At 64.1% G+C, this 24,445-nt stretch carries 20 protein-coding genes and 1 tRNA gene; 15 read left to right on the top strand and 6 right to left on the bottom strand.

Annotated elements, in window-relative coordinates:
• Window positions 1-17: 17 nt before the first annotated feature.
• Both BM193_RS24120 and mutM read right to left on the bottom strand, forming a co-directional pair.
• A complete protein-coding gene (locus BM193_RS24120; protein WP_092801998.1) occupies window positions 18-1,919 on the bottom strand; it encodes a dynamin family protein in 1,902 nt (633 codons plus the stop codon).
• 35 nt (window positions 1,920-1,954) lie between these two features.
• Window positions 1,955-2,791, bottom strand: a complete 837-nt coding sequence (gene mutM / locus BM193_RS24125) for a bifunctional DNA-formamidopyrimidine glycosylase/DNA-(apurinic or apyrimidinic site) lyase (RefSeq protein ID WP_092801995.1) — start codon at window positions 2,789-2,791, stop codon at window positions 1,955-1,957.
• 167 nt (window positions 2,792-2,958) lie between these two features.
• Between mutM and BM193_RS24130 the strand changes: the two genes are divergently transcribed.
• From BM193_RS24130 to pth, 7 genes are all read left to right on the top strand, one after another.
• Complete coding sequence (locus tag BM193_RS24130; protein ID WP_092801992.1) at window positions 2,959-4,746, top strand: tetratricopeptide repeat protein; 1,788 nt, start codon at window positions 2,959-2,961, stop codon at window positions 4,744-4,746.
• 118 nt (window positions 4,747-4,864) lie between these two features.
• Window positions 4,865-5,515 carry an outer membrane lipoprotein LolB gene (locus tag BM193_RS24135; RefSeq protein WP_092801989.1) on the top strand — a complete coding sequence of 217 codons (651 nt, stop codon included), beginning with the start codon at window positions 4,865-4,867 and terminating at the stop codon, window positions 5,513-5,515.
• A complete protein-coding gene (ispE, locus tag BM193_RS24140; protein ID WP_092801986.1) occupies window positions 5,512-6,396 on the top strand; it encodes a 4-(cytidine 5'-diphospho)-2-C-methyl-D-erythritol kinase in 885 nt (294 codons plus the stop codon). The genes BM193_RS24135 and ispE overlap by 4 nt, the downstream gene beginning before the upstream one ends.
• Window positions 6,397-6,484: 88 nt before the next feature.
• Window positions 6,485-6,561: transfer RNA gene (locus BM193_RS24145), tRNA-Gln, on the top strand.
• Window positions 6,562-6,711: 150 nt separating this feature from the next.
• The gene (locus BM193_RS24150; RefSeq protein ID WP_034753270.1) at window positions 6,712-7,662 is read left to right on the top strand and encodes a ribose-phosphate pyrophosphokinase; all 951 of its coding nucleotides are present in this window, start codon (window positions 6,712-6,714) and stop codon (window positions 7,660-7,662) included.
• A 166-nt stretch (window positions 7,663-7,828) separates the two neighbouring features.
• Window positions 7,829-8,437: a 50S ribosomal protein L25/general stress protein Ctc gene (locus BM193_RS24155; RefSeq protein ID WP_070221672.1), complete on the top strand. Its 609-nt coding sequence runs from the start codon at window positions 7,829-7,831 to the stop codon at window positions 8,435-8,437.
• 115 nt (window positions 8,438-8,552) lie between these two features.
• Window positions 8,553-9,137 carry an aminoacyl-tRNA hydrolase gene (gene pth, locus BM193_RS24160; RefSeq protein WP_092801983.1) on the top strand — a complete coding sequence of 195 codons (585 nt, stop codon included), beginning with the start codon at window positions 8,553-8,555 and terminating at the stop codon, window positions 9,135-9,137.
• Here the strand turns inward: pth and BM193_RS24165 are convergent, their stop codons facing one another.
• Complete coding sequence (locus BM193_RS24165) at window positions 9,138-10,235, bottom strand: serine hydrolase domain-containing protein (RefSeq protein WP_092801980.1); 1,098 nt, start codon at window positions 10,233-10,235, stop codon at window positions 9,138-9,140. It lies immediately after the preceding gene.
• Between the two features lie 160 nt (window positions 10,236-10,395).
• Here BM193_RS24165 and BM193_RS24170 point away from each other — a divergent pair, with 160 nt between their 5' ends.
• From BM193_RS24170 to ychF, 3 genes are all read left to right on the top strand, one after another.
• A complete protein-coding gene (locus tag BM193_RS24170) occupies window positions 10,396-10,929 on the top strand; it encodes a DUF2975 domain-containing protein (protein WP_217638520.1) in 534 nt (177 codons plus the stop codon).
• On the top strand, window positions 10,929-11,162 hold the full coding sequence (locus tag BM193_RS24175; RefSeq protein ID WP_092801975.1) for a helix-turn-helix domain-containing protein: 234 nt from the start codon (window positions 10,929-10,931) through the stop codon (window positions 11,160-11,162). Before BM193_RS24170 ends, BM193_RS24175 begins: the two co-directional genes overlap by 1 nt.
• A gap of 152 nt (window positions 11,163-11,314) precedes the next feature.
• Entirely contained in the window at window positions 11,315-12,406 is a 1,092-nt protein-coding gene (gene ychF / locus BM193_RS24180; RefSeq protein ID WP_092801972.1) for a redox-regulated ATPase YchF, read from the top strand.
• Window positions 12,407-12,474: 68 nt separating this feature from the next.
• On the opposite strand, the gene BM193_RS24185 is transcribed toward ychF, so the two are convergent.
• A complete protein-coding gene (locus tag BM193_RS24185; RefSeq protein ID WP_092801969.1) occupies window positions 12,475-14,187 on the bottom strand; it encodes a PAS domain-containing hybrid sensor histidine kinase/response regulator in 1,713 nt (570 codons plus the stop codon).
• Window positions 14,188-14,511: 324 nt separating this feature from the next.
• Between BM193_RS24185 and BM193_RS24190 the strand changes: the two genes are divergently transcribed.
• Genes BM193_RS24190 through BM193_RS24200 form a run of 3 tightly spaced genes read left to right on the top strand, consistent with a single transcriptional unit; the run spans window position 14,512 to window position 20,861 of the window.
• Complete coding sequence (locus tag BM193_RS24190) at window positions 14,512-16,185, top strand: ShlB/FhaC/HecB family hemolysin secretion/activation protein (RefSeq protein ID WP_092802193.1); 1,674 nt, start codon at window positions 14,512-14,514, stop codon at window positions 16,183-16,185.
• Window positions 16,186-16,245: 60 nt separating this feature from the next.
• Window positions 16,246-20,181 carry a two-partner secretion domain-containing protein gene (locus BM193_RS24195; RefSeq protein ID WP_092801967.1) on the top strand — a complete coding sequence of 1,312 codons (3,936 nt, stop codon included), beginning with the start codon at window positions 16,246-16,248 and terminating at the stop codon, window positions 20,179-20,181.
• Entirely contained in the window at window positions 20,181-20,861 is a 681-nt protein-coding gene (locus BM193_RS24200; protein ID WP_092801964.1) for a hypothetical protein, read from the top strand. The genes BM193_RS24195 and BM193_RS24200 overlap by 1 nt, the downstream gene beginning before the upstream one ends.
• On the opposite strand, the gene BM193_RS24205 is transcribed toward BM193_RS24200, so the two are convergent.
• Window positions 20,820-21,647: a MipA/OmpV family protein gene (locus tag BM193_RS24205; protein ID WP_092801961.1), complete on the bottom strand. Its 828-nt coding sequence runs from the start codon at window positions 21,645-21,647 to the stop codon at window positions 20,820-20,822. The two genes, BM193_RS24200 and BM193_RS24205, sit on opposite strands and share 42 nt — an antisense overlap.
• On the bottom strand, window positions 21,644-22,138 hold the full coding sequence (locus BM193_RS24210) for a tetratricopeptide repeat protein (RefSeq protein ID WP_139176314.1): 495 nt from the start codon (window positions 22,136-22,138) through the stop codon (window positions 21,644-21,646). Before BM193_RS24210 ends, BM193_RS24205 begins: the two co-directional genes overlap by 4 nt.
• Window positions 22,139-22,325: 187 nt before the next feature.
• On the opposite strand from BM193_RS24210, the gene BM193_RS24215 reads away from it, so the two are divergent.
• Entirely contained in the window at window positions 22,326-23,366 is a 1,041-nt protein-coding gene (locus BM193_RS24215; protein ID WP_254786405.1) for a type II asparaginase, read from the top strand.
• Window positions 23,367-23,494: 128 nt separating this feature from the next.
• The gene (locus BM193_RS24220) at window positions 23,495-24,346 is read left to right on the top strand and encodes an MOSC domain-containing protein (protein WP_092801953.1); all 852 of its coding nucleotides are present in this window, start codon (window positions 23,495-23,497) and stop codon (window positions 24,344-24,346) included.
• Window positions 24,347-24,445 lie beyond the last annotated feature (99 nt).

The raw sequence follows: 24,445 nt of genomic DNA on the forward strand, positions 1-24,445 counted from the left end.
GATGTTGCCGATGTTGCTCAGCCAGCGCTGGCGGCGCGCAAGGCGGCCAGCAGCTGTGCCAGCTGCGCCTTGTCGCGTTCCAGCGCCGCCAGGCTGGCTTCAAAGCCGGCGATTTTCTGTTCCAGGCTGCCCGTGGCGTCGTGAATGCGCTGGATCGAGGCAAAGCGCAGTTTCAGCTGTTCCTTGTATTCGACGATCTGCGCTTCGAGCGGCGCCATGATGACTTTCAGCCAGGCGCTGGCGTCGTCGTTGGCGGCCGTGAAACTGCGGCGCACGCGCGAGGCGATGGTGTCGAAGAATTTTTCCATCAGCACGACGCGGCTGGTGGTGAGCAGGGTCGCCGTGCCGAACTGTTTATGGTAGACGGCCTCGATGTCGGCGATCTCCTGGCGGTAGCGGGCCAGCGAAAACGGCATCGGCAAGGCCAATGCGAGACCATGTTCGGTGGCGAATTTGCGGTACATCACGTTCATCATTTCCGTGATCTCGGCCGTCTTGCCTTCCGAGCGGTCCAGGTTCTGGCCGATGCGCTCGAAGTACTGGCGCACGGCTTCGCGCAGGCCCGTGAAGAAGCGGCTGCGCTGCATGGCCGCGCGCACGCCATCGATATCGTCGCGCACGATGTCCATGCCCAGGCTCGTGTACAGCTCCGTCGACAGGCGCGTAAACACGGCGCGCGTGGCCTGCAGCTTGAACAGGCTGCTGTCGAATTCCTTCTTCTCGATATCCACGCGGCGCATCATGTGCGCGATCACGCTCTGGTTCTTGCCGCGCAGGCTGTGCAGCTCGTGCAGCTGCTCGGCGATGCCGCGCGCGCGCGCCGCCGCCTGCACCTGCTGCGCCGATTGAATCGCGTCCAGGTCGAAGGCCAGCTGGTGGCGGATGATGTCCTTGCGCGCGGGGATCAGCTCCTCGAACAGGGCCGTTTCCAGCGCCTGCAGGCGGCTCTTGTCCAGCAGCGCCGCATCGTGGTTGATCTTGCCGACCAGGGCCTTTTGCGCCGAGACGGGAAACACCTGGCCGGCATCGAGCGTCAGCAGATGCGCCACGCTGGCCTGCTGGCGTTCGATCGCCTGCGCCACTTCCGCATCGCCGCGCAACTCATCCCACATGCTGTCGATCTTGTTGAGCACCACCAGGCGCCCCGCGCCGGCGCCGATGTGGTTGCGCCAGACCTCGATATCGCTGCGCGTGACGCCCGTGTCGGCCGCCAGGATGAACAGCACCGCGTGCGCGTTCGGGATCAGGTTCAAGGTCAGTTCCGGTTCCGTGCCGATGGCGTTCAAGCCCGGCGTGTCGAGGATGACCAGGCCCTGTTTCAGCAGCGGATGGGGGAAGTTGATGATGGCGTGGCGCCACATGGAGACTTCCACCAGGCCGTCGTCGTCCAGCATCGAAGGCGCATCGGCGTCCTCGGCGTCGTACAGGCCGTAGCGGGCCGCTTCTTCCTGGCTGACTTTTTTCGTCAGGCTGACCTGGCGCAGCGCTTCCTGCATGTCGCCGCCCGCGTCGATGTTCAGCGGCAGGACGGTCCAGGCGGCGGGCAGGTCGCGGTAGTCGCTGGTCGACAGATTCTGCGCGCGCGTCTCGATGGGCAGCAGGCGGATCGATGGCGGCCAGGCCGCGTCATGCAGCAGCTCGGTGGGGCACATGGTGGTGCGGCCCGCGCCCGAAGGCAGGATGCGCTGGCCATAGTCGGCAAAGAAGATGGCGTTGATCAGTTCGGATTTGCCGCGCGAAAATTCCGCCACGAAGGCGACAGACAGGCGGTCGTCGGCGAGGCGGGAGGCACAGCGCGCCAGGCGCAGCGCCGAGGCGCCATCGACCAGGCCCGCCGCGCTGGCGGCCTGCCGGTAAGCCTGCAAGGCGGCCAGGACGTCCTGGCGCCATGCGCTGTATTGTTCCAGGTCCCTGACCATCTGACTCCCTCTATGAATGTGCTGATCTTTGACAGCTATTTCTGGCAATTCACGCAGTAGAACGTGGAACGCTGTCCCTGCACGATTTGCCGGATCGGCGCGCCGCACACGCGGCACGGCTTGCCCGCGCGGTTGTACGTGTAGTACGTCTGCTGGAAGTAGCCGGACTGGCCGTTCACGCCGATGAAGTCGCGCAGGGTGCTGCCGCCCTGCACGATGGCTTCGGCCAGCACGTCGCGGATGGCCTGCGCCAGTTTCTCGTAGCGCGCCAGGCCGATGCGCCTGGCCGGCGTCTTCGGATTGATGCCGGCGCGGAACAGGCTTTCGGAACAATAGATATTGCCCACGCCGACGACGATGTCGCCCGCCATCAGCACCTGCTTGATGTTGGTGTTCTTGTTGCGCGTTTTCTCGAACAGCAGCTGGCCCGTGAAGCCGCCTTCCAGCGGTTCCGTGCCCAGGCCGCGCAGCAGCGCGTGGCTGTCCAGCGGGCCGTCGGCCTCGTCATGCCACAGCACGGCGCCGAAGCGGCGCGGGTCCGTCATGCGCAGCACCTGCTGGGCGCCATCGGCGTCGTCCACGACCAGGTCGAAATGGTCGTGCTTTTGCGCCTCCGTTCCCGGCGGCAGCACGCGCAAATGGCCCGACATGCCCAGGTGGATGATCAGGGTGCCGTGGCGGAAGTGGATCAGCAGGTATTTGCCGCGCCGTCCCGTCAAGCCTATCGTTTCGCCCGACAGCTGTTCGCCCAGGGCAGGGGGGAAGGGCCAGCGCAGGCCGTCGCGGCGCAGCACGACGGAGCGCACGGCGCGCCCTTCGAGGTGGGGCGCGACACCGCGCCGTGTGACTTCGACTTCTGGCAATTCTGGCATAGGGCTCGAACGGTTGAACAGCGGGTAAAAAACAGGCGGCTCGCCGGCGCATGGCTGGCCCGGACACGCTATGCCGCCACGACGTATATATTTCGTTACATACGTGAAGTACGCGATAGTCGCGTTGGGCGTAGAATCAAACTTTGCCGTTTAGCCAGGATCAGCCTTTGAAAAACGCTTTCGCCATTGTAACCTTGTCCGCCCTGATGGCCACGCATGCCATGGCGCAGACGCCTGTCGCCCCTGCCGATGCCGCGGCCAGCCCCTCTGCGGCCGCGCCCGCGCCGCAGGAAGAGGGCGCGGACGCCAAGGCGGAGGCCAAGGCCGACGGTTTGCCCAAGGTCGAGTTGAGCAGCGACCTGCTGTACAAGCTGACGAAGGCCGAAATGGAATTCAAGAGCGGCCAGTGGCAGGGGCCGTACGTCACCATGATGGTGGCGGCGCAGCAGACGCGCGACCCACGCCTGGCGCGCCGCGCGTCCGAAATGGCCCTGGCGGCCAAGCAGGGCGGCGAGGCGCTGGCCGCCATCCGCCTGTGGCGCGACCTGGCGCCCGAGTCCGACGAGGCGACGCAGTTTTTCCTCGGTTTCGTCGTGCTGACGGACAAGATCGAGGAAGCCGAACCGATTTTCGCCGAGCGCCTGGCCAATGCGCCGCAGGGATCGCGCGGCGTGGCCCTGTTCCAGATGCAGCAGATCCTCGCGCGCGCGAACGACAAGCTGTATGCCTACGCCATGCTCACGCGCCTGGTCGAGCCCTATCTGGACATGTTCGAAGCGCACCTGGTGCTGGCACAGGGTGCCCTGTCGCTAGGCGAGCGCGCGCGCGCCATCGGCGAGGCGAACAAGGCGCTGGCCATCAAGCCCAATTCCGAGCTGGCCGTGCTGACCCTGGCCCAGGTGACGGGCGAGGCCGAGGCGGCAGGCAAGGTGCTGGCCACTTTCCTGCAAAACAATCCCGATGCGGTCGAGGTGCGCGGCGCGTATGCGCGTTTGCTGGTCGAGCAAAAGCAGCTGGAGGCGGCGCGCGACCAGTTCCTGCTGCTGCTGAAAAGCGCGCCCGATAACGTGGGTGGCCTGTATGCGCTCGGCATCGTGGCGCTGCAGCTGGATGACGCCAAGGGCGCGGAGCAGTACTTCAAGCGTTTCCTGGCTGTGCTGGAAAAATCCCCGGGCGACACGCGTGATCCGTACAAGGCCCTGATGATCCTGTCGCAGATCGCCGAGACGCGCGGCGACATGGCCGGCGCCATCGCCTGGCTGGACAAGGTCGACAACAGCGCGTCAAGCGGCTATGTCGAGGCGCGCCTGCGCCGCGCCCAGCTGATCGCCCGTGGCGGCAATCTCGATGCGGCGCGCAAGGCGCTGACGGAAATCGAAACGGACGATCCGGCAAGCCAGGCGCAGGTGCTGCTGGTCGACGCGCAATTCCTGCGCGATGCCGGCTACCTGCAAAGCGCCTACACGGTGCTGGAAAACGCCTTGCTGCGCTTCCCCGACAACCCGGAACTGCTGTACGACTACGCGCTGCTGGCCGAGCGCCTGGACAAGCTCGACCTGATGGAAGCGAGCCTGCGCCGCGTGATGGCCCTGGCGCCCGACAACCAGCATGCGTATAACGCCCTCGGGTATTCGCTGGCCGAACGGGGCATCCGCCTGCAGGAAGCGTATGCGCTGATCGAGAAGGCGCTGCAGATGGCGCCGGGCGACCCGTTCATCATGGACAGCATGGGCTGGGTGCAGTTCCGCATGGGCAACCTGGCCGCCGCCGAAAGCGCGCTGCGCCGCGCCTACGCCGTGCGCAGCGACCCGGAAATCGCCGTCCACCTGGGTGAAGTGCTATGGCAGAAGGGCGACAAGGATGAGGCGCAAAAGCTGTGGCGCGAGGCGCAGGGCAAGGACCCGAAAAACGCGGCGCTGAAAAGCACGCTGGCGCGCCTGAATGTCAGTTTGTAGCGCAATGTTGACTAAAATCTGGGGTCAGACCCGCCGGGGGAATGCGTTCCAGTGGAACGCATTCCGATCCCGCAGGGACTGACCCCGGCTTCATGCTGCTGGTTCTTTTATTATTCCCATGCCAAAAAAACTCCTGCTCTTCCCCGTCCTTGGTCTGGTCTTGGCCCTTTCTGGCTGCTCGACCCTGACCTCCCCATTCTCGTCCGGCGCCGCGCCATCGGCCGGCACCGTCGCGCCCTACCGCGAACAGGTCGAGCTGACGGGCCGCCTGAACGTGGTGTACCAGAAGAATGACAAGCCGGAATCGGCCACCGTCAATTTCAACTGGCAGCAGACGGCGCAGCGCACGGACGTGACCCTGTATTCGCCCGTCGGCAGCACGCTGGCGACGATCGCCGTCACGCCGCACGAGGCCGTATTAACGCAAAGCGGCAAGGCGCCGCGCAGCGCGCCCGACGTCGATGCGCTGAGCGCGCAGCTGCTGGGCTGGTCCCTGCCCGTGTCGGGCTTGCGCGACTGGCTGCAAGGCTATGCGGTGGGCGCCGATGGCAAGCGTTTCGTGGCCTCGCCCGCCAATGACAGCGTCACCACCCGGGACGGCTGGCGCTTGCGCTATGTCTCGTGGCAAGATGCGTCCGAGACTAGCCCGGGCGCCTTGCCCCAACCGCGGCGCATCGATGCCGAACGCAATACCAGCGCACAGAGCGATGCCGTGTCGCTGCGCATCGTGCTCGATCCCGCCCCATCCGCACCCGTATCCGCACCATGACCCTGACGACCCTGAATAACTGCCCGGCACCGGCCAAGCTGAATCTCTTTTTGCACGTCAACGGCCGCCGTCCCGATGGCTACCATCTGCTGCAGACGGTGTTCCAGTTGCTCGACCATGGCGATACCTTGCACTTCGCGTTGCGCGACGACACGCTGATCCGCCGCGTGACGGAGCTGGCCGGCGTGCCGCAAGAGCAGGACCTGATCATCCGCGCCGCGAAGCTGCTGCAGGCGGAAGTGCTGCGCCGCACGGGCGCCTTGCCGCGCGGCGTCGATATCGCCATCGACAAGGTGCTGCCCATGGGCGGCGGCCTCGGCGGCGGCTCGTCCGACGCGGCCACGGCGCTGATGGCGCTCAATCGCCTGTGGCAGGCCGGTTTGACGCGCGAGGAATTGATGGCGCTGGGCTTGCCGCTGGGGGCCGATATCCCGTTTTTCATCTTTGGCGAAAACGCCTTTGCCGAAGGCGTGGGCGAAGCCTTGCAGCCCGTCGCCACGCCCGACTGCTGGTATGTGGTGATCGAGCCGGGCGTGCAAGTGCCCACCGCCGCAATTTTTTGCGCGGAAGGCTTGACGAGGAATACCGAACCCGTCACAATAGCGGACTTTTCCAGGTACCTCGCAGAAGGAAACGATGCGGGCGGGTTTGGAAAGAATGATTTACAGCAAGTGGCATGCAGTCTTTTCAAGCCGGTAGCAGATGCGGTAGAATGGCTGGGTGCTTACGGTGAGGCCAGGATGACTGGCTCCGGTGCTTGTGTATTCAGTGCGTTTGGCAGCAAGGAAGAAGCGGATGCGGTGCTCAGCAATGTGCCACCAGTCTGGATCGCCTGGAAGGCAAAAGCGCTGAGTCACCATCCGATGCTCACGATGTTGTGATGAAAAGTAAGCAGCAAAAAAAGATTTTGCTTAGCGTCAAATAGTCGGTATAATACTGGCCAACATGACGGCAAGCAGTCAGTAACGTAGGGGAATCGCCAAGCTGGTTAAGGCACTGGATTTTGATTCCAGCATGCGAAGGTTCGAATCCTTCTTCCCCTGCCACCATTTCACCGTAGTCTGTCGATGCGAAGTTAGCGTCCAGTACGGGAAAAAGCAGATGTGCCGCCACGCGGCATATTCTAAACAATGACTGACCGGGCCTATGCCCGGTTAGTGCTTTTCAAGACTTCTATATCACCTCTTGGGACTCCCATGGCTTACGAAAACCTGATGGTTTTTACCGGCAACGCGAATCCAGCGTTGGCAGAGGGGGTCGCAAAAAACCTCGGCATCCCTCTCGGTAAGGCAAACGTTTCGAAATTCTCCGACGGCGAAGTAATGGTCGAGATTAACGAAAACGTACGCGGCAAGGATGTTTTTGTTTTGCAATCCACCTGTGCTCCAACCAACGACAGCCTGATGGAAATCATGCTGATGGTTGATGCCTTGAAACGTGCTTCCGCTGGCCGCATCACCGCCGCGATTCCTTATTTCGGCTACGCCCGCCAAGACCGTCGTCCCCGCTCCGCGCGGGTGGCGATTTCGGCCAAGGTGGTGGCGAACATGCTGGAAGAAGCCGGTGTCGAGCGCGTCCTGATCATGGACTTGCACGCTGACCAGATTCAAGGTTTCTTCGATATTCCAGTCGACAATATCTACGCTTCGCCAATCTTGCTGGGCGACCTGCAAAAGAAAAACTACCAGGATCTGCTGGTGGTGTCGCCGGACGTCGGCGGTGTGGTACGTGCGCGCGCCCTGGCAAAACGCCTGGGCTGCGACCTGGCCATCATCGACAAGCGTCGTCCAAAAGCGAACGTGTCCGAAGTGATGAACATCATCGGTGAAGTCGAAGGCCGCAACTGCGTGATCATGGATGACATGGTCGACACGGCAGGCACCCTGACCAAGGCTGCCGAAGTGCTCAAGGAACGCGGCGCGAAAAAAGTCGTGGCGTATTGCACGCACGCGGTGCTGTCGGGCCCGGCGATCGACCGTATTTCGGCCTCGCCACTCGATGAGCTGGTCGTGACCGACACGATTCCCCTGTCCGAAGCGGCCCTGGCCTGCGGCAAGATCCGTCAACTGACGTGCGCGCCGCTGCTGGCCGAGACGTTCAAGCGCATCATCAAGGGTGATTCGGTGATCTCGCTGTTTATTGACTAAATAGCGTAGTAGTAAAAGACGTAATGCCTGCGGCGCGACCGGCTTTTTGCCTGTTGCGCCGCAGTGTTTTAATTTTCGGGGTGTTTTGCACCCCATTTTCGAGGATTCCTGGTCGCGGGAGTCCTCATAACACAAGGCGCAAGCCTTGTTCTTCTTGGAGTTTCACATGAAAGTTATCGCATTCAAACGCGAATTGCAAGGTTCCGGAGCGAGCCGCCGCCTGCGCATTTCCGGCCAAACCCCTGGTATCGTCTACGGTGGCGCTGAAGCCCCGGTGCTGATCTCGCTGGATCACAACGCCCTGTACCACGCGTTGAAAAAAGAAGTGTTCCACTCGTCGATCCTGGATCTGGAAATCGACGGCGTTTCCCAGCAAGTTCTGCTGCGCGACTTCCAAGTCCACGCATACAAACAACTGGTCCTGCACGCTGACTTCCAGCGCGTTGACGCTAAGCAAGCTATCCACGTGAAAGTGGCGCTGCACTTCGTCAACGCTGACGTTTCCCCGGCAGTCAAACTGCACGGCGCGACCATCAGCCACGTAGCCAACGAAATCGAAGTTTCGTGCCTGCCAGGCCAACTGCCAGAATTCATCAACGTTGACCTGTCGAACATCGACGTCGGTCACTCGCTGCACGTCGGCGACCTGGTCCTGCCAGCTGGCGTGACCGCTGTCACCCACGGCGCCAACCTGACCATCGCTACCGCATCGGTACCAGCTGGTCACGTTGCTGCTGAAGCCGAAGCCGCTGCTGCTGAAGCCGACAAGAAGTAATTTTGCCGCCGCAGCAATGCGGTAGTTGCAAGGAAAAACCCGCCAGGTTCGCCGCGCGGGTTTTTTTCCGCCTGTTTTCACCGATAATGCTTTCTTTTACATTGCAGACACAGCCATGCCCATACGCCTGATCGTCGGCCTCGGCAACCCGGGACCCGAATACGAACAAACCCGCCACAATGCCGGCTTCTGGCTGGTGGACAACCTCGCCAACAGCCTGCCCGGCACGCGCCTGCAGCGCGACTCGCGCTACAACGCCATGCTGGCGAAGACGTCGATCGGCGGCAAGGAAGTCTGGCTGCTCGAACCGCTGACCTTCATGAACCGCTCGGGCCAGTCCGTGGGCGCGCTGGCGCGCTTTTTCAAGATTGCCGCCGAGGAAGTGCTGGTCGTGCACGACGAGCTTGATCTGATGCCCGGCATCGCGCGCCTGAAAAAGGGCGGCTCGGCCGGTGGCCACAATGGCTTGAAAGACATCACGGCGGCGCTGGGCACGCAGGATTACTGGCGCTTGCGCCTGGGCATCGGCCACCCGCGCACCCTGAGCCTGCAGCAGCAGGTGGCCGATTTCGTGCTGCACCGCCCGCGCCGCGAAGACCAGGAGCTGATCGAGCAGGCGATCGACAAGTCCCTGCAAGTCATGCCGCTGATCGTCGAAGGCAAGTTCGAGGCGGCGACGATGAAACTGCATACCGCGTAGTTATTTCCCCGCCTTGCCGAAGCCGGCCATGATGGTTTTTGCCATCTGCTGCTGGCTGGCCTGGGCGCTGCTGCCTTCGCCCGCGTTGGCGGCAATCAGCAAGCCGTCGCCGCTGTCCGGCGCCAGCGCGATCAGCGCGTGCCAGTAGCCGTTCGAGCCCAGGTGCGTGAGCACGCGCTGCGGCGCCTGCGGCGGGAAGTGCATCACGCCCCAGCCGAGCGCCGCGTTCGTGTCACCCTGCGCCGTGTGCAGCAAGACATACGTTTCCTGCTTGAGCAGCTTGCCCTTGCCTTGCTCGCCTTGCAGTTGGTCCAGCGCAAACTTGGCCCAGTCCTGCATGGTCAGGTGGATTTCCCCATCGGGCGCCATCATCAGCGGATTGCTGGCCATCAAGCCGGCAATCGGCTTGCCCTCCTTGTGGCCCAGGTTCTGCCCGCGCACGGTGGGGCCGAAGGCGGCTCGCATGCCCAACGGGCCGAACACTTCCGCCTGCATCAGTTCCTCGTATGGTTTGCCCGTGGCCCGCTCGGCAATGGCGGCGGCGATCATGGCGCCGCTGTTCGAGTAATGCGACTCGCCGCGCGGCGCGGCCACTGGCGCGTCGGCCAGCGCGCGCTGCGCATACTCCAGGCGCAGCAGGGGCAAGGGGCGCGTATCCGTGTAGGTGGAAGTGATCCACGCCTCGTCGGGATTCGGCGGCAGGCCGGCACGGTGCGCCAGCAGATCCATCAGGTTGACGTCGCGGTAGTCGGCGCGCATGCCGGCGCTCAGCCCGGGCAGCATGGCGGACAGCGGCGCATCCCACGACAGCACGCCCCGTTCCACCAGGCGCGCGATCAGGGTCACCGTCATGGCCTTGCCGTCGGAACCGATATTCCACACATCGTCGGCGCGCACGGCTTCCCGGCCATCATTGGCGCGCACGCCCGCCTGCGCCTGCGACTCGACCTTGCCGTCACGGATGAGCAGTACGGCCATGGCCGGCACGCTCTTGTCGGCCAGCGCCTGCTGCAGCATGGCGTTCACGTCATGGGCGCTGGCCGTGCCGCCCAACAGGAAGGTGGTGCTGCAAACGAGTGTGGCAAGCAAGGTTTTCATGGTGTCTCCAGTCGATGTCGTCGTGTGAACATGCTAAAATGGTCGCAAAACATGATTTAATTATTGTTTTACGATAATTTATTCTAGCCATACTTGGTACTTTCGTCTACTTTTAAATATGAAAAAGAATCAGTCAGGACCAGCGATACTGAGCCGGCGCGTGCGCCTTGGCGTCACAAGCTTTTTCCTCTTGTACCTGCTGCTGACGGTATGGGGATGGCTGGCGCCCGCGCCGGCCGCGCACGGCACCGTCGGCGGCGCCGGCATGTATGAGCTGGTATTGCAACTGCAGGGCCAGCCATTCGCCTCGCTGGCGGCCATGCCGTGGTGGCAACGGGCGCTGGGCCTGGCGCTGGCATTGCCGGCCCTGCTGGTGCTGGGCGATGCCGTGCGCCAGCTGGCCCGCGTCCTGCGCCAGTTCGAACAAGGGGTGTACTTCACGCCCGAGGTGACAGCGTACTTTCGCCGCTTCGCCAGCGGCTTGCTGCTGGGAACGTTCTTGACCTTGCTGGAGCCGACCGTGCGCGGCATGCTGTTCGGCTTGCTGGAAGAGGGGACGAGCCAGCTGCGCCTGGTGATCGACATCACGGGTGGCGACCTGTGGACCTTGCTGCTGTGTACGGTGTTCCTGGCACTGGCGCACATCTTGCACGAAGGCCAGCGCCTGGCCGACGAGAACAGCGGGTTCATCTGATGGGCATCGTCGTGCGCCTCGACCTGGTGCTGGCCAGGAAAAAAGTCAAATCGAAGGAACTGGCCGCCTTCATCGGCATCACGGAGCAGAACCTGTCGCTGTTAAAGTCGGGCAAGGTGCGCGGCGTGCGTTTCGATACCCTGTCGAAAATTTGCGAAATGCTCGAATGCCAGCCCGGCGACATCCTGGAATTCGATGCGTCGCAGCCCGATGACGGCGATGGCGGCACTTAGCCGCGCCAGGGCGGTTTTTTTGAAGAGTCGGGTGCATAGAGGTACAATTGACCCTTACAAGCATTAATACAGCAAGATTATCCAGAAAACGCCCGCAACGGCCGTTTTGCACCAGCCGCTTGCCGGCAATATTGATTATTTAAAGGTTTTCCATGAGTCTCCAATGCGGTATCGTCGGCTTGCCGAACGTCGGCAAGTCCACCCTGTTCAATGCACTGACGAAAGCCGGCATCCCGGCTGAAAACTATCCGTTCTGCACCATCGAGCCGAACGTCGGCGTCGTCGAAGTGCCGGATCCGCGCATGGATGCGCTGGCCGCCATCGTCAAGCCGGAACGCATGGTCAACGCCATCGTGGAATTCGTCGACATCGCCGGCCTGGTGGCCGGTGCATCGAAGGGCGAGGGCCTGGGCAACCAGTTCCTGTCGCACATCCGCGAAACGGACGCCATCGTCAACGTCGTGCGCTGCTTTGAAGATGACAACGTCATCCACGTGGCCGGCAAGATCAATCCGCTCGACGATATCGAAGTCATCCAGACCGAACTGGCGCTGGCCGACATGGGCACCGTGGAAAAAGCCATCCACCGCGAAAACAAGAAAGCCCGCTCGGGCGACAAGGACGCGGCCAAGCTGCTGGCCATCATGGAACGCATGATGCCCTACCTGAACGATGCGAAACCCGTGCGCGCCATGGGCCTGGACGCCGACGAAATGGAACTGATCAAGCCTTTGTGCCTGATCACGGCCAAGCCGGCCATGTTCGTGGCCAATGTCTCGGACACGGGTTTTACGAATAACCCGCTGCTGGACCAGCTGACGGCCTACGCGCAATCGCAGAACGCCCCCATCGTCGCCATCTGCGCCGCGCTGGAAGCGGAAATCGCCGACCTGGACGACGCCGACAAGGGCGCCTTCCTGGCCGACATGGGCATGGAAGAACCGGGCCTGGACCGTCTGATCCGCGCCGGCTACAAGCTGCTGGGCCTGCAAACCTACTTCACGGCCGGCGTGAAGGAAGTGCGCGCCTGGACCATCCCTGTCGGCGCCACGGCACCGCAGGCGGCGGGCGTGATCCACACCGACTTCGAACGCGGCTTCATCCGCGCGCAAACCATCGCCTACGACGACTTCATCACCTACAAGGGCGAAGCGGGCGCCAAGGAGGCGGGCAAGATGCGCGCCGAAGGCAAGGAATACGTGGTCAAGGATGGCGATGTGCTGAACTTCCTGTTCAACGTCTAAGCGTCCGGCAGATAAAAAAAACCTCGCAGCTTGCGAGGTTTTTTTGTTTCTGGCGCGCGTGCGGCGCGTTATGGCGTTGTGGCGCCCCCGGCCGGCGCTGCCGTCATGCTGAGCGCCGTGTCGAGCGCCTCCATGAATTCGGGTACGTTGATGGGCTTGGTCAGATAGCGCAGGAAGCCGGCATCAAGGCCCTTGCGCACGTCGCGCGGCAGGGCGTTGGCCGACAGGGCGATGACGGGAATGTGCGCCGTCAGCGGATCGAGGCGCAGCAAGCCCAGCACCTCGGTGCCACTGATGCCGGGCAGGTTGATGTCCATCAGGATCAGGTCGGGCTGGTGCTGGCGCGCCAGCGCGATGCCCAGGTGCCCATCGATGGCGCTGATCATGCCCAGGTCGCTGCGGCGGGCGATCAGTTGCTCGACCAGGATCAGGTTGGCTGGATTGTCCTCCACATACAGCACCTTGCGGCGCGGCGCATCGCAGGATGCCTCGCACGATGCGCCGTGGCCCATGTCGGCCGCCTGCGCGCCGTGCAGCAGCTCGGGAGCGGATGAGGCCGCTAGTTCGATCCAGAACACGGTGCCGACCCCGACCTCGCTCTCCACCCCCAGGGTGCCGCCCATCAGTTCGACCAGTTGCTTGGTCACCACCAGGCCGATGCCGGTGCCTTCCTCGGTGCCGGCTTCCTGTCCCAGCCGGTTAAAGGGCTGAAACAATTGCGCCAGTTGCTCGCTGCGCAAGCCATTGCCCGTGTCGCGCACGCTCAGTCGCACCCGCTCGCCATGCTGTTGGCATTCCACCAGCACACTGCCGCCCGTGCGGTTGTATTTGATCGCGTTCGACAGCAGGTTGATGACCACTTGTTTGACGCGCGTCAAGTCCGCATGCACGTAGAACGGCTGGGCGAGTGTAGGGAAGGTCAGCGTGATATGACGCTTTTGCGCTTGCGGCATGATCATGGCGCGGCAGTCGCGCAAGACATCGGTCAGCGCCATCGCCTCGCGCGACATGGCGACCCGCCCTGATTCGATCATCGACAGGTCGAGAATTTCATTGATCAGGCGCAACAAATACCAGCCGCCATTGAGGATCTGGTCCAGCGAGCGTTGCTGCGAGGCGCTGGGCGGCGGCGTGTCCGACGCCATCAGCTGGGCAAAGCCCAGCACCGCGTTGAGCGGCGTGCGCAATTCATGGCTCATGCTCGACAGAAACTCCGACTTGGCGCGGTTGGCCTTGTCCGCTTGCGCGCGCGCGTTTTCCAGCTCGACGCTATTGTCGCTGAGCACGCGGTTGAGCAGCTCGCGCTCCTGTTCCGCATGCTTGCGCACGGTATTGTCGGTGCCGATCAGCAGATAGCCGATGATGGCGTCGTCCGCATCGCGCAGTGCCGTCACCGACACGATGGCCGGGAAGCGGCTGCCATCCTTGCGCACATAGGTCAGCTCGTAACTGTCTTCGATGCCGCGCGACGCCTTGTACACCAGCGCGTCGAAACCGGGGGCGATCGGGGTACCGAGTTCCAGCGAGAGGGCGGCGGCGCGGGCGATGACCTCGGCCGGATCGGAAATGCCGGCCGGCGTAATGCGGTCGATCACATCGCTTGCCTGATAGCCCAGCATGCGCTCGGCGCCGACATTGAACAGCTGGATCACGCCCTGCGCATCGGTGGCGACGCAGGAAAAATAAGGACTGCTGAAGATGGCTTCCTGCAATAGACCCGTTTTCAGGAGCGCAGGCTGGCCTGCGCGCGCGGCGTCGCCGGCACGGTAGATGTCGTTCATGCTTACTGCCCTTGGTTCGCAACGGCCGCTTCTGGTCAGATAGGCGGGCTGCACATTGTTGAGCGACAGGCGCTGTTGTCTTTGAAAGACGCTGCTGTCTGTGTTGCTAAACCACACGACAAGCGGCATTTTAGCAAATTTCCTTTTCACAATCGCGCGCACAGGGGGCGGCCAGGAACGCCAGTTGGCCCCGTGCTGTCCGGGTTTTTGGCGTGTCCGGCAAAACAAGCTATGTGCGGTACCCGGCAGAAATGGATTTTTCTAAATGGCAATATTGGACCTATGAAATTTTACAGTTCGCAAAACATTCAAATCGAGGCCAGCATGTCCACTACCAAATTCCTGCCGTTCGCCGTGTTGGCGCTCACTCAGAGCATTGCTTTCGCACAGCAGGTACCCAGCGCTGGCAGCCAGTTGCACCAGATTCCGCCAGCACCGGCATTGCAGCAAGTCCCGCCGCGCCTGCGCGTCGAGCAGGCTGCCGAGCCGGTGGCCGCTGCACCCGCATCCGGTGCCAGCATCGAGGTCAGGCGCTTGCGCGTGACGGGGGCCGCAGCCTATCCGGAAGCGGCGCTGCTGGCCCTGACCGGGTTCCAGCCCGGCAGCCAGCTGACGGTGGCCGAACTGAACGCCATGGCCTTGACGATCGAGCAAGCGTACCGCCGCAACGGTTATTTCATCGCCCAGGCTTACCTGCCCGCGCAGGATATCCAGGATGGGGTAGTCACGATCGCGGTGCTGGAAGGGCAATATGGCCAGATCGGCCTGAAGAACCAGACGAATATGTCCGACGGCAGGGTGGGGGCGCTGCTGGCTGGCATCGACAGCGGCGACACGGTGATGCGCGAGCCGCTGGAGCAGCGCCTGCTGCTGCTGTCGGACTTGCCCGGGGTGCTCGTCAAGTCGACCCTGGCGCCCGGCGCCACGCCCGGCACCTCCGACCTGCTGGTCGATGTCCAGCCCGGCCAGCGCGTGACCGGCAGCATCGATGCCGACAATGCCGGCAGCCGCTATACGGGGGCCAACCGCATCGGCGGCACGATCAACCTGAACCAGCCGTTCGGCCTGGGCGACGTGGCGACCTTGCGCGTGCTGACCTCCGGCGACGGCCTGAAATATGCGCGCGCGTCGTACCAGCTGCAGGTGGGCCGCGCCACGGTGGGGGCCGCATACAGCCGGCTCGATTACAAGCTGGGCAAGGAATTCGACAGCCTCGACGCCAAGGGCACGGCGAAAATTGCCGGCATCTACGGCAGTTATCCGCTGATCCGTTCGCGCGACAGCAATCTGTATGCGCAGCTGTCGTATGACGACAAGACCTTCCAGGACAAGGTCCAGGTGGCGGCCATCGTCAACGATAAAAAAGTGCGCGCCGCCACCATCGGCCTGTTTGGCGACCACCGCGACAATCTCGGCGGCGGCGGCATCAGCAATTACGCGCTGGCGCTGACCAGCGGCGACCTCGACATCCAGACGGCCGATGTGCGCGCGTTTGACGCCTTGACGGCGCGCAGCAACGGCGGCTACCACAAGCTGGCCTTCAGCGCGACGCGCTTGCAAAACGTCAGCGACGCGGTGTCGCTGTATGCGGCCGTGAATGGCCAGCTGGCGTCGAAAAACCTGGACGTGTCGGAACGCATGGAGCTGGGCGGCATCAGCGGCGTGCGTGCCTATCCGGAAGGCGAGGCGTATGCCGACCAGGGTTATGTGCTGAACCTGGAAGCGCGCCTGCGACTGCCGCCGCTGCCATCGAACATGCCAGGGCAGATGCAGCTGATCGGCTTTGTCGATACCGGTACCGTCTCGCTGAACAAGAACCAGTGGGCGGCCGGTGACAACAAACGCACCTTGAGCGGTGCCGGTATCGGCCTGAGCTGGGCTAACAACAGTGATTTCGTGGTGCGCACGTATTACGCGCACAAGCTGGGCGGCGCTGTGGCCACCTCGGCACCGGACAAGGGCGGACGCTTCTGGATCCAGGCGGTGAAGTATTTCTAAGCCAGCGGTCATCCACGCACAGTCCGATCCATCACGCCCAACACAGAACAGAGAGACACCATGAACCACATTTACCGCTCGATATGGAATGAAAAGACCGGCGCCTATGTCGCCGTTTCCGAAAACACCAGCAGCGCCGGCAAGGCTTCGTCGTCGGTACGCGGCAGCACCACCGCCAGCGCTGCCATGTTCGCCTTGAAGACCCTGTCGGTATCGCTGATGATGGCGCTCGGCGCCAACGTCCATGCGTTGCCGCCCGCCGGTAGCGTGACGGCCGGCGGCGCCACCATCAATAACAGCAAGCCAGGCAGCATGGTGATCAATCAATCGACGCAGAACGTGGCGATCAATTGGCAAAATTTCAGTATCGCCGCCGGCGAAAGCGTGCAGTTCGTGCAGCCGAACAGCAATGCGGTGGCGCTCAACCGCGTCACCGGCAGCGATCCGTCCAGCATCCTGGGCAACCTCAGCGCGAACGGCAAGGTGTTCCTCATTAATCCGAACGGCATTTTGTTCGGCAAGGGCGCGTCGGTCAACGTGGGCGGCCTGGTCGGCTCGACCCTGGGGCTGAGCGACAGCGATTTCATGGCCGGGCGCTACCAGTTCAGCGGCAACGCCAATGGCGCCATCGTCAACCAGGGCGCGATCAATGCGAACGGCGGCTATGTGGCGCTGGTCGGCGGCAAGGTCGATAACCAGGGCAGCATCATCGCCAACCGCGGCATGGTGGCGCTGGCCGCCGGCAGCGCCGTCACGCTCGATGTGCTGGGCGGACAGTTGCTCAACGTCACGGTCGATCGCGGCGCGCTCGGCGCGCTGGCGCAGAACGGCGGCCTGATCCAGGCCGACGGCGGCCAGGTCATGCTCAGCGCCCAAGGCGCCGGCAGCCTGCTGGGCAGCGCCGTCAACAATAGCGGCGTGATACGCGCCCGTACGCTGGAAAACCACAACGGCGTGATTCGCCTGCTTGGCGATACGGCCGGCGGCAGCGTGACGCAGGCCGGCACGCTCGATGCATCGGGCCGTGGCGCAGGGGAACGCGGCGGCCAGGTCACGGTGCTGGGCCAGCACCTTGCGCTGACCGGCACGGCGGCCATCGACGCTTCGGGCGATGCCGGCGGCGGCACGGTGCTGATCGGCGGCAATTATCAAGGCAAGGGCATGGAAGCGCACGCGACTTCCGTGGCGATCGAGCACGGCGCCGAGGTGCATGCGGACGCGGTGAGTCGTGGCGATGGCGGCCAGATTGTGGCATGGTCCGATGGCACCACCACCTTCGGCGGGACGCTGACGGCGCGCGGCGGTGCGCTGTCCGGCAACGGTGGCCTGATTGAAACCTCGGGCAAGACCGTAGTACGCATCGATGGAGCGCATGTCGACACGCTGGCGCCGCGAGGCAGGACCGGCACCTGGCTGCTCGATCCGGTCAACTATACGATTGCGCTCGCTGGTGGCGATGAAACGCCGGCCCAGGTGGCGCTCAGCCTGGCCAGCAGCAACCGCGTGATCACCGCCACGAATGACATCACGGTAGGCAGCGCGCTGACGTGGACCACGCCGCAAACGCTGGAATTGAATGCCGGTCACGACGTGCTGGTCAATGCGGCGATTACCGCCAGCACCGCCGGTTCCGGCATCAAACTGATCGCCCTCAACGATGTGGTGCTCAATGCCGCGGCCGCGATCACGGCCAGCGGCAACGGGTCGCAAGTGAGCCTCGATGCCGGGCGCAACATCGTCATCGATGGCGCAGTGACCACGGACGGCGGTGGTTCCACCGCCATGCGGGCGGCCAATAATATCGATATCAATGACGCACTCAGCGCGAACGGTGGCGGCTCCGTGAGCTTGATCGCCGACCATACCATCACGATCAACGGCGAAGTGAGCGCCGATGGCGGGCAAGTGACATTGCGTGCCGACAATGACGGCACCGGCCCTGGCGTTGCCGGCGGTACCGTGGTGTTTGCCGGCATCGGCAAGGTCAGCAGCGCCAAGACGGTGATTCTTTTCAATCCGAATGGCTATGGCAACACCGTTGCCGAGATCGCAGACTACGGCAGCAAGGTGGTCGGCGCGCTCGACGCGCGCGCCTGGGTCTTCGCCCGCGCCGAGAACAAGGTCTACGACGCCACGACTGGCGCCAGCCTGGCGCTGGTCGCCGATCCGCGTGCCGGTGGCGACATTACCCTGGTACCGGGCATCGCCACCTTCAGCGACAAGAATGCGGGCACCGGCAAGGCTGTGGCCTACAGCGGCTATGAGCTGGGCGGCGCCGACGTCACGCGTTTCGCGCTGTTCGGCAACGGCAGCGGCAGCAGCTCGGCCAACATCAGCGCGCTGGCCATCCTCGGCTCGATCGGCGCGGCCAGCAAAGTCTACGACGGCAACCAGAGCGCCGACATCACCAGCCGCAGCCTGAGCGGCGTGCTGGCGGCCGATACGGCGAGCGTCAGCTATACGGGCGGCTCGGCCACCTTTCTTGACCCGAATGTCGGCAACAACAAGGCGGTGCTGGGCACCGGCATGGGCCTGACGGGAGCGGAAGCCAGCAACTACACGGTCAACAGCAGCGCATCGACCGCCGCCAGCATCACGCCGGCCGCGCTGACGGTAACGGCGGCCAATGCCAGCAAAGTCTACGGCCAGACGCCGAGCCTGTCGGCCTTCACCTACGCCGGCACGCAAAATGGTGAAACGGTCGGCAATGTGACCGAGACCAGCGTCGGCGCCGCCGCCACCGCGCCGGTCGCCGGACCGTACGCCATCGTGCCCAGCGCGGCCGGCGGCGGCACCTTCACGCCATCGAATTACACCATCACCTATGTCAACGGCGCGCTGGCAGTAACGCCGGCGCCGTTGACGATCACGGCGATGGATGCGAGCAAGGTCTACGGCCAGACCCCGACCTTGTCCGCGTATGCCTCGACCGCGCTGCAGAATGGCGAAAGCATCGGCAGCGTGACTGAAACCAGCGCCGGCACGCTGGCCACGGCGCCGGTCGCCGGGCCGTACGCCATCATTCCCGGCGATGCATCAGGGGGCACCTTTACGCCATCGAACTATGCGATCACCTATGTCAATGGCGTGCTGGTGGTCACGCCTGCGCCATTGAGCATCACCGCCAATAATGTCACCAAGACTTACGGCGAAACGCCAGACCTGAGCGGTTTTACGTCGAGCGCGCTGCAGAACGGCGAAAGTATCGGCAGCGTCAGTGGCACCAGCCCCGGCGCCGCTGCGGATGCCGCCGCGCCCGGACCATACGCGATTACGCCCGGTAAGGCGACGGGCGGCAGCTTCACGCCGTCGAATTATGCAATTACCTACGTGAATGGTGCTCTGGTCGTGATCCCCGCGGTGACGGTGCCGCCGGTCGTCCCGCCGGTGGTGGTGGAGCCGCCGGTGCTTGTTCCTCCCGTGGTCGTCGAGCCGCCCGTGGTTGTTCCACCCGTCGTCGTCCCGCCCGTGGTCGTCCCGCCGGTCGTCGAGCCGCCCGTGGTGGTTGAGCCGCCGGTGCTTGTTCCTCCCGTGGTTGTCCCGCCCATCGTCGAGCCGCCGGTGGTTGTTCCACCCGTCGTCGTCCCGCCCGTGGTCATCGATCCGCCCGTGGTTGCCCCACCCGTGGTCGCGCCGCCGGTCATCGTCCCGCCCGTGCCCGTTCCTCCCGTGGTGCTCCCGCCGGTCGCCGTGATCCCGCCCTTGGTCGCGCCACCGGCCATCGTGCCGCCCGTCCTGGTGCCGCCCGTCCCGGAGTTGCCGCCCGTGGTCGTGCCGCCAAATAAGGTGACGCCTGCACCGCCGCCGGTGGTGACACTGGTGGTGGTGCCGCCGGCCTTGCCGCCTGATGCGACATTCACGCTGCCACCGCCAGTGCCGCCAGTGTTGCCGCCAGTACCAGTGGTGGCGCCGCCAGCGCCGCCTGTCACGCCGCTGGAAGCACCGCCACCGCCGTATGTGCCGGTGTTGCGTCCGCGCAAACAGGATCGCAACTGATGGCCGGGCGATGGGGCGGCCTTCTATGCGCCCTGAGCATCGTGCTTGCGTCGCCATGTGCGCTGGCGGCCGGGGGACGGGCCGACTTCAAACTGGAGCCGGCCTCTGCCGAAGCCAGCAGGCTGGCGGACTGGATCGTCGATTCCGGCGATAATGGCCGCCTGCCGTTCGTTATCGTTGACAAGCACGGCGCCAGGGTATTTGTCTTCAGCGCCGACGGCGGCTTGCGCGGCGCCTCGCCCGCCTTGCTGGGACAGTCGTCGGGCGACGACTCCGCACCTGGCATCGGCACGCGCAAGCTGGCCGACATCCGGCCCGAGGAGCGCACCACGCCGGCTGGCCGCTTTGTCGCGTCGCTGGGCCAGAATCTGCATGGCGGGGAAGTCTTGTGGGTCGATTACGACGCCGCCATTTCCCTGCATCCTGTCGTTACCAGCAATGCACGCGAACGCCGGCTGCAGCGCCTGGCCAGCGCCACGCCGCTTGATAATCGCATTTCTTATGGCTGCATCAACGTGCCGCCCCAGTTTTACCGGAATGTCGTCAGTCCCGCCTTCAGGCAGTCCGACGGCATTGTGTATATCCTTCCAGAAACCCGACCGGCCAGCGCCGTGTTCCCACGCTATCCGGCCCCACCCTCAGTCGACGGCCATGCGGCTGGAGCGCCGCCACGTCCATAGCAGGCCGATGCCGGCCGAGGTGCCGCTGTTCTGGCGCAGCAGGGGACTGGCGTGGTTGGCGGCGCCTGTGTAGTTGTCGTAGCGCACAAAGGCGAAGGCGCGCCAGTCGCGCTGCAGCCGGTACGAAGCACCGAGGCCCAGGCGGGTCAGCATCAGCCCGCTTTTTGCCGTGTAGGATGGGCGCTGCGCGGTGGCAAACGCGGGGGCCACGCCATAAAAATAGTCGTTGATGGCGGCATTGCCCAGCACGGCGCCCAGGCTGGCGTCGACGTGCCATGCCTGCTCCACATCCTGCAGCCGGTAGACGAGGCGCGGCTCGAAGGTGGCGCCCTGGCGGCGCAGGCCGCCGCGCGCTTCGATGACGGCGCGCAAGGGCAATTCCAGGCTCAGGCGGCCCTGCGGCGTCGGCTCGGCCAGCTTGATTGTCAGGCGCGGGCCAAATTCCACCAGGGTGCCCAGGTCCGGCATGCCGCGCCGGGCCGGCACGTCGCTGGAGCGGGCGGGCAAGGACAGGGCAAAGCCGATATCGAAGCCGAGACGGTCCGTCTCCAGCAGGCGCGCGCCCACGCCGGAGCGGTCGGCGCGCAAGACTTTGCCTCGATAAATGACAAAGGGCAGGGCCAGCGTGCGTGCCGAGTGCTCGCTGGCGCCCGGATAGGCGGGCGTGACGGCCGTGCCGCCAAAGACGCCCGCTTCCCATAAGGGTAATGCCGGCTCGGCGGCGCACGCGGACGCCATGCCGGCGCAGAGGGCGGCCAGGGCCAGCAGCGCGCGCGTGATGCTCATCGGGGGACTCCGCAAGGCTTGCCCACCGGCAGCGATTCGCGGTCGGCCAATGCGCCCGGCGCCCGCGGCTGGTGCCAGCCCGGTTCATTGCGCACCGCCAGGGCTTGCGTCGCCTTGCCCTGGCGTTCATCGTGGTCGATCAGTGCCTTGTAGCTGAGTGCGCTCGATGGTTCGCCCTTCTTTGCCAGCGCGATGGCTTGCCGAAAATGGAATTCGGCCGCGTCGTCGCGGCAGGCTGCGCTGGCGGCGCGTCCCGCCTGGTGATGCAGCCGCGCCTGCCAAGCGAAGTCGCCATGACCCAGTTCGGCATTCTCGGCCGCCGCCGCGTAGCTGCGCATGGCTTGCTCCCAGTCGCCCTGGCGGGCCGCCTCCTGCGCGAACTGTTCCTGCTGCGCCGCCGTGCGCAGTTCGATTTGCGTGGAGCAGGCGCCCAGCGCCATCAAGACAAGCGGCAGCACGAGGCAGGAGCGTAAGGGGCGCAGTGTGGACATGGCACCACTGTAGCGCAGACACGGGCGCGCACGTTTGCCCGCTACGCATGAATTGGGGATTTTCCCCGGCATGAATGACATATAATTTGCACACGACTTTGTTATCTTTGACATATCACCGAACAGGAGCACCATGTTTTCACGTCACTTCCATTCTTGTGCACAGCTGATGCTGGCCACCGTGCTGATGGGCTTTATGGCCACCGCTCCCGCGCGCGCGCAGCAGGCGGCCGTCAAATTGCCGAACGTGGTGATCCTGGCCACGGGCGGGACCATCGCCGGCAGCGGCGCCGACAGCACCACCACCGTGGGCTACACGTCGGCCACCGTGGGCGTGGACCGTTTGATCGCGGCCGTGCCGGAACTGAAAAAAGTGGCTCACGTGACGGGCGAGCAAGTGTTCCAGATCGCCAGCGAAAGCATGGGCAATACCCACTGGCTGACCCTGGCCAAGCGCATCAACGTGCTGCTGGCCTCGCCCGACGTGGATGGCGTGGTCGTCACGCACGGCACGGATACCATCGAAGAGACGGCGTATTTCCTGAACCTGACGGTGAAAAGCCACAAGCCGGTCGTGGTCGTGGGCGCCATGCGTCCGTCGACGGCCATTTCCGCCGACGGCCCCATCAACCTGTACAACGCCGTCATGCTGGCTGGCAGCAAGGAAGCCGTGGGCAAGGGCGTGCTGGTGGCCTTGAACGACCAGATCAACGCCGCGCGCGAAGTGACGAAAACGAATACCTCGACGACGGACACTTTCAAGTCGCCGGAACTGGGCATGCTGGGCTACATCCAGGGCAGCAAGGCCTTTTTCTACCGCCAGTCGACGCGCAAGCACACGCTGGAATCGGAATTTGACATCAGCAAGCTCGATGCCTTGCCGCAAGTGGACATCGTGTATGGCTATGCCAACATGAACCGCGTCGGCATGGACGCCTTCATTGCCGCCGGCGCCAAGGGCATCATCCACGCGGGCGTGGGCGATGGCAGCGTGGCCGCGCAGATGAAGCCGGCCCTCGTGGAAGCGCGCCAGAAGGGCGTGCTGATCGTGCGTTCCAGCCGCGTCGGCCAAGGCATCGTGGCGCGCAATGGCGAAGCCAATGACGATGAACTCGATAGTGTCGTCTCCGACACCCTGAACCCGCAGAAAGCCCGCATCCTGCTGATGCTGGCCTTGACCAAGACCAACAGCACGCAGGAAATCCAGCGTATTTTCTACACGTATTGATCCCTGCCGCGCCAGGCCGGCCTCATCGGCTGAGCCTGGCTGATTTACGCTTGCCCGCTTTGCTGCCATACTTCGCTTCTGATTAATTTCCTGGCAGAAGCAGCTTCACTGTTCCTCGTCCCTTGTCCATGGCTATCCTGTCCGACATCATCCTGTACCCCATCAAATCCTGCGCCGGCATCCGTTTGCAGGAAGCCGTCCTGACCTCGTCGGGCCTGATGAGCGAGCACGTGTTTGACCGCGAATGGATGGTGGTCGATGCGCAGGGCCGCTTCCTGACGCAGCGCGAACATCCGCGCATGGCGCTGATCGTGCCGCGCATCAAGGCCACGACCCTGGAACTGCGCGCCCCCGGCATGCTGCGCCTGGAAATCGAGCTGGGCTTGCCGCATCCGCAGCTGGCGCCCATGCTGGACGTGCAAGTATGGGATGACACGCTGCGCGCCTATGATTGCGACGAGGTCACGGCCACCTGGTTTTCCCAGGCTATCGGCGTGCCGTGCCGTTTGGCGCGCTTCCACCCGGACGTGGTGCGCGCCACCAGCACCACCTGGACGGACGGCGTTGCCGCCTCGACCATGTTTGCCGATGGCTATCCCGTGCTGATCGCGGGCGCCGCTTCGCTCGATGATGTGAATGACAAGCTGCGCGCCGCCGGCCGCGACCCGCTGCCGATGAACCGCTTCCGCCCCAACCTGGTCATCGGCGACATCGGCGCCTTCGAGGAGGATTACGCCGCCTTCCTGCAGTTCGGCGCCACCACCTTGAAACCCGTCAAACCGTGCTCGCGCTGCCCCATCCCCTCGGTGGACCAGGAAACGGGCGTGCCGGGGCCGGACCCGCTCGACGTCATGCATGGCTACCGCGCCAAGCCGGAGCTGGACGGCGCCATCTGCTTCGGCATGAACGCCATCGTCACGGCCGGCGGCGATGAGCGTATCGTGGTGGGGCAGGAAATCGGTTTCGAACTGGCATTTTAAGCGCGGCGCCCGCACAGAAGGGTTTAAGGTTTCTATGAATCAAGCAATATCGCCAGAGCCAGGCCAGCAGGGGCGTGACGCCGCCGCGCCGGAGCAGCG

Source organism: Janthinobacterium sp. 344 (assembly GCF_900112025.1).
In the GTDB taxonomy this organism is placed as follows: domain Bacteria; phylum Pseudomonadota; class Gammaproteobacteria; order Burkholderiales; family Burkholderiaceae_D; genus Janthinobacterium.

Excerpts from the sequence above, each read along its gene's own strand:
- BM193_RS24120 (WP_092801998.1), bottom strand. The coding sequence starts at position 1,919 with ATGGTCAGGGACCTGGAACAATACAGCGCATGGCGCCAGGACGTCCTG.
- mutM (WP_092801995.1), bottom strand. The coding sequence starts at position 2,791 with ATGCCAGAATTGCCAGAAGTCGAAGTCACACGGCGCGGTGTCGCGCCC.
- BM193_RS24135 (WP_092801989.1), top strand. The coding sequence starts at position 4,865 with ATGCCAAAAAAACTCCTGCTCTTCCCCGTCCTTGGTCTGGTCTTGGCC.
- ispE (WP_092801986.1), top strand. The coding sequence starts at position 5,512 with ATGACCCTGACGACCCTGAATAACTGCCCGGCACCGGCCAAGCTGAAT.
- BM193_RS24150 (WP_034753270.1), top strand. The coding sequence starts at position 6,712 with ATGGCTTACGAAAACCTGATGGTTTTTACCGGCAACGCGAATCCAGCG.
- BM193_RS24155 (WP_070221672.1), top strand. The coding sequence starts at position 7,829 with ATGAAAGTTATCGCATTCAAACGCGAATTGCAAGGTTCCGGAGCGAGC.
- pth (WP_092801983.1), top strand. The coding sequence starts at position 8,553 with ATGCCCATACGCCTGATCGTCGGCCTCGGCAACCCGGGACCCGAATAC.
- BM193_RS24165 (WP_092801980.1), bottom strand. The coding sequence starts at position 10,235 with ATGAAAACCTTGCTTGCCACACTCGTTTGCAGCACCACCTTCCTGTTG.
- BM193_RS24175 (WP_092801975.1), top strand. The coding sequence starts at position 10,929 with ATGGGCATCGTCGTGCGCCTCGACCTGGTGCTGGCCAGGAAAAAAGTC.
- ychF (WP_092801972.1), top strand. The coding sequence starts at position 11,315 with ATGAGTCTCCAATGCGGTATCGTCGGCTTGCCGAACGTCGGCAAGTCC.
- BM193_RS24185 (WP_092801969.1), bottom strand. The coding sequence starts at position 14,187 with ATGAACGACATCTACCGTGCCGGCGACGCCGCGCGCGCAGGCCAGCCT.
- BM193_RS24190 (WP_092802193.1), top strand. The coding sequence starts at position 14,512 with ATGTCCACTACCAAATTCCTGCCGTTCGCCGTGTTGGCGCTCACTCAG.
- BM193_RS24195 (WP_092801967.1), top strand. The coding sequence starts at position 16,246 with ATGAACCACATTTACCGCTCGATATGGAATGAAAAGACCGGCGCCTAT.
- BM193_RS24200 (WP_092801964.1), top strand. The coding sequence starts at position 20,181 with ATGGCCGGGCGATGGGGCGGCCTTCTATGCGCCCTGAGCATCGTGCTT.
- BM193_RS24205 (WP_092801961.1), bottom strand. The coding sequence starts at position 21,647 with ATGAGCATCACGCGCGCGCTGCTGGCCCTGGCCGCCCTCTGCGCCGGC.
- BM193_RS24210 (WP_139176314.1), bottom strand. The coding sequence starts at position 22,138 with ATGTCCACACTGCGCCCCTTACGCTCCTGCCTCGTGCTGCCGCTTGTC.
- BM193_RS24215 (WP_254786405.1), top strand. The coding sequence starts at position 22,326 with ATGGGCTTTATGGCCACCGCTCCCGCGCGCGCGCAGCAGGCGGCCGTC.
- BM193_RS24220 (WP_092801953.1), top strand. The coding sequence starts at position 23,495 with ATGGCTATCCTGTCCGACATCATCCTGTACCCCATCAAATCCTGCGCC.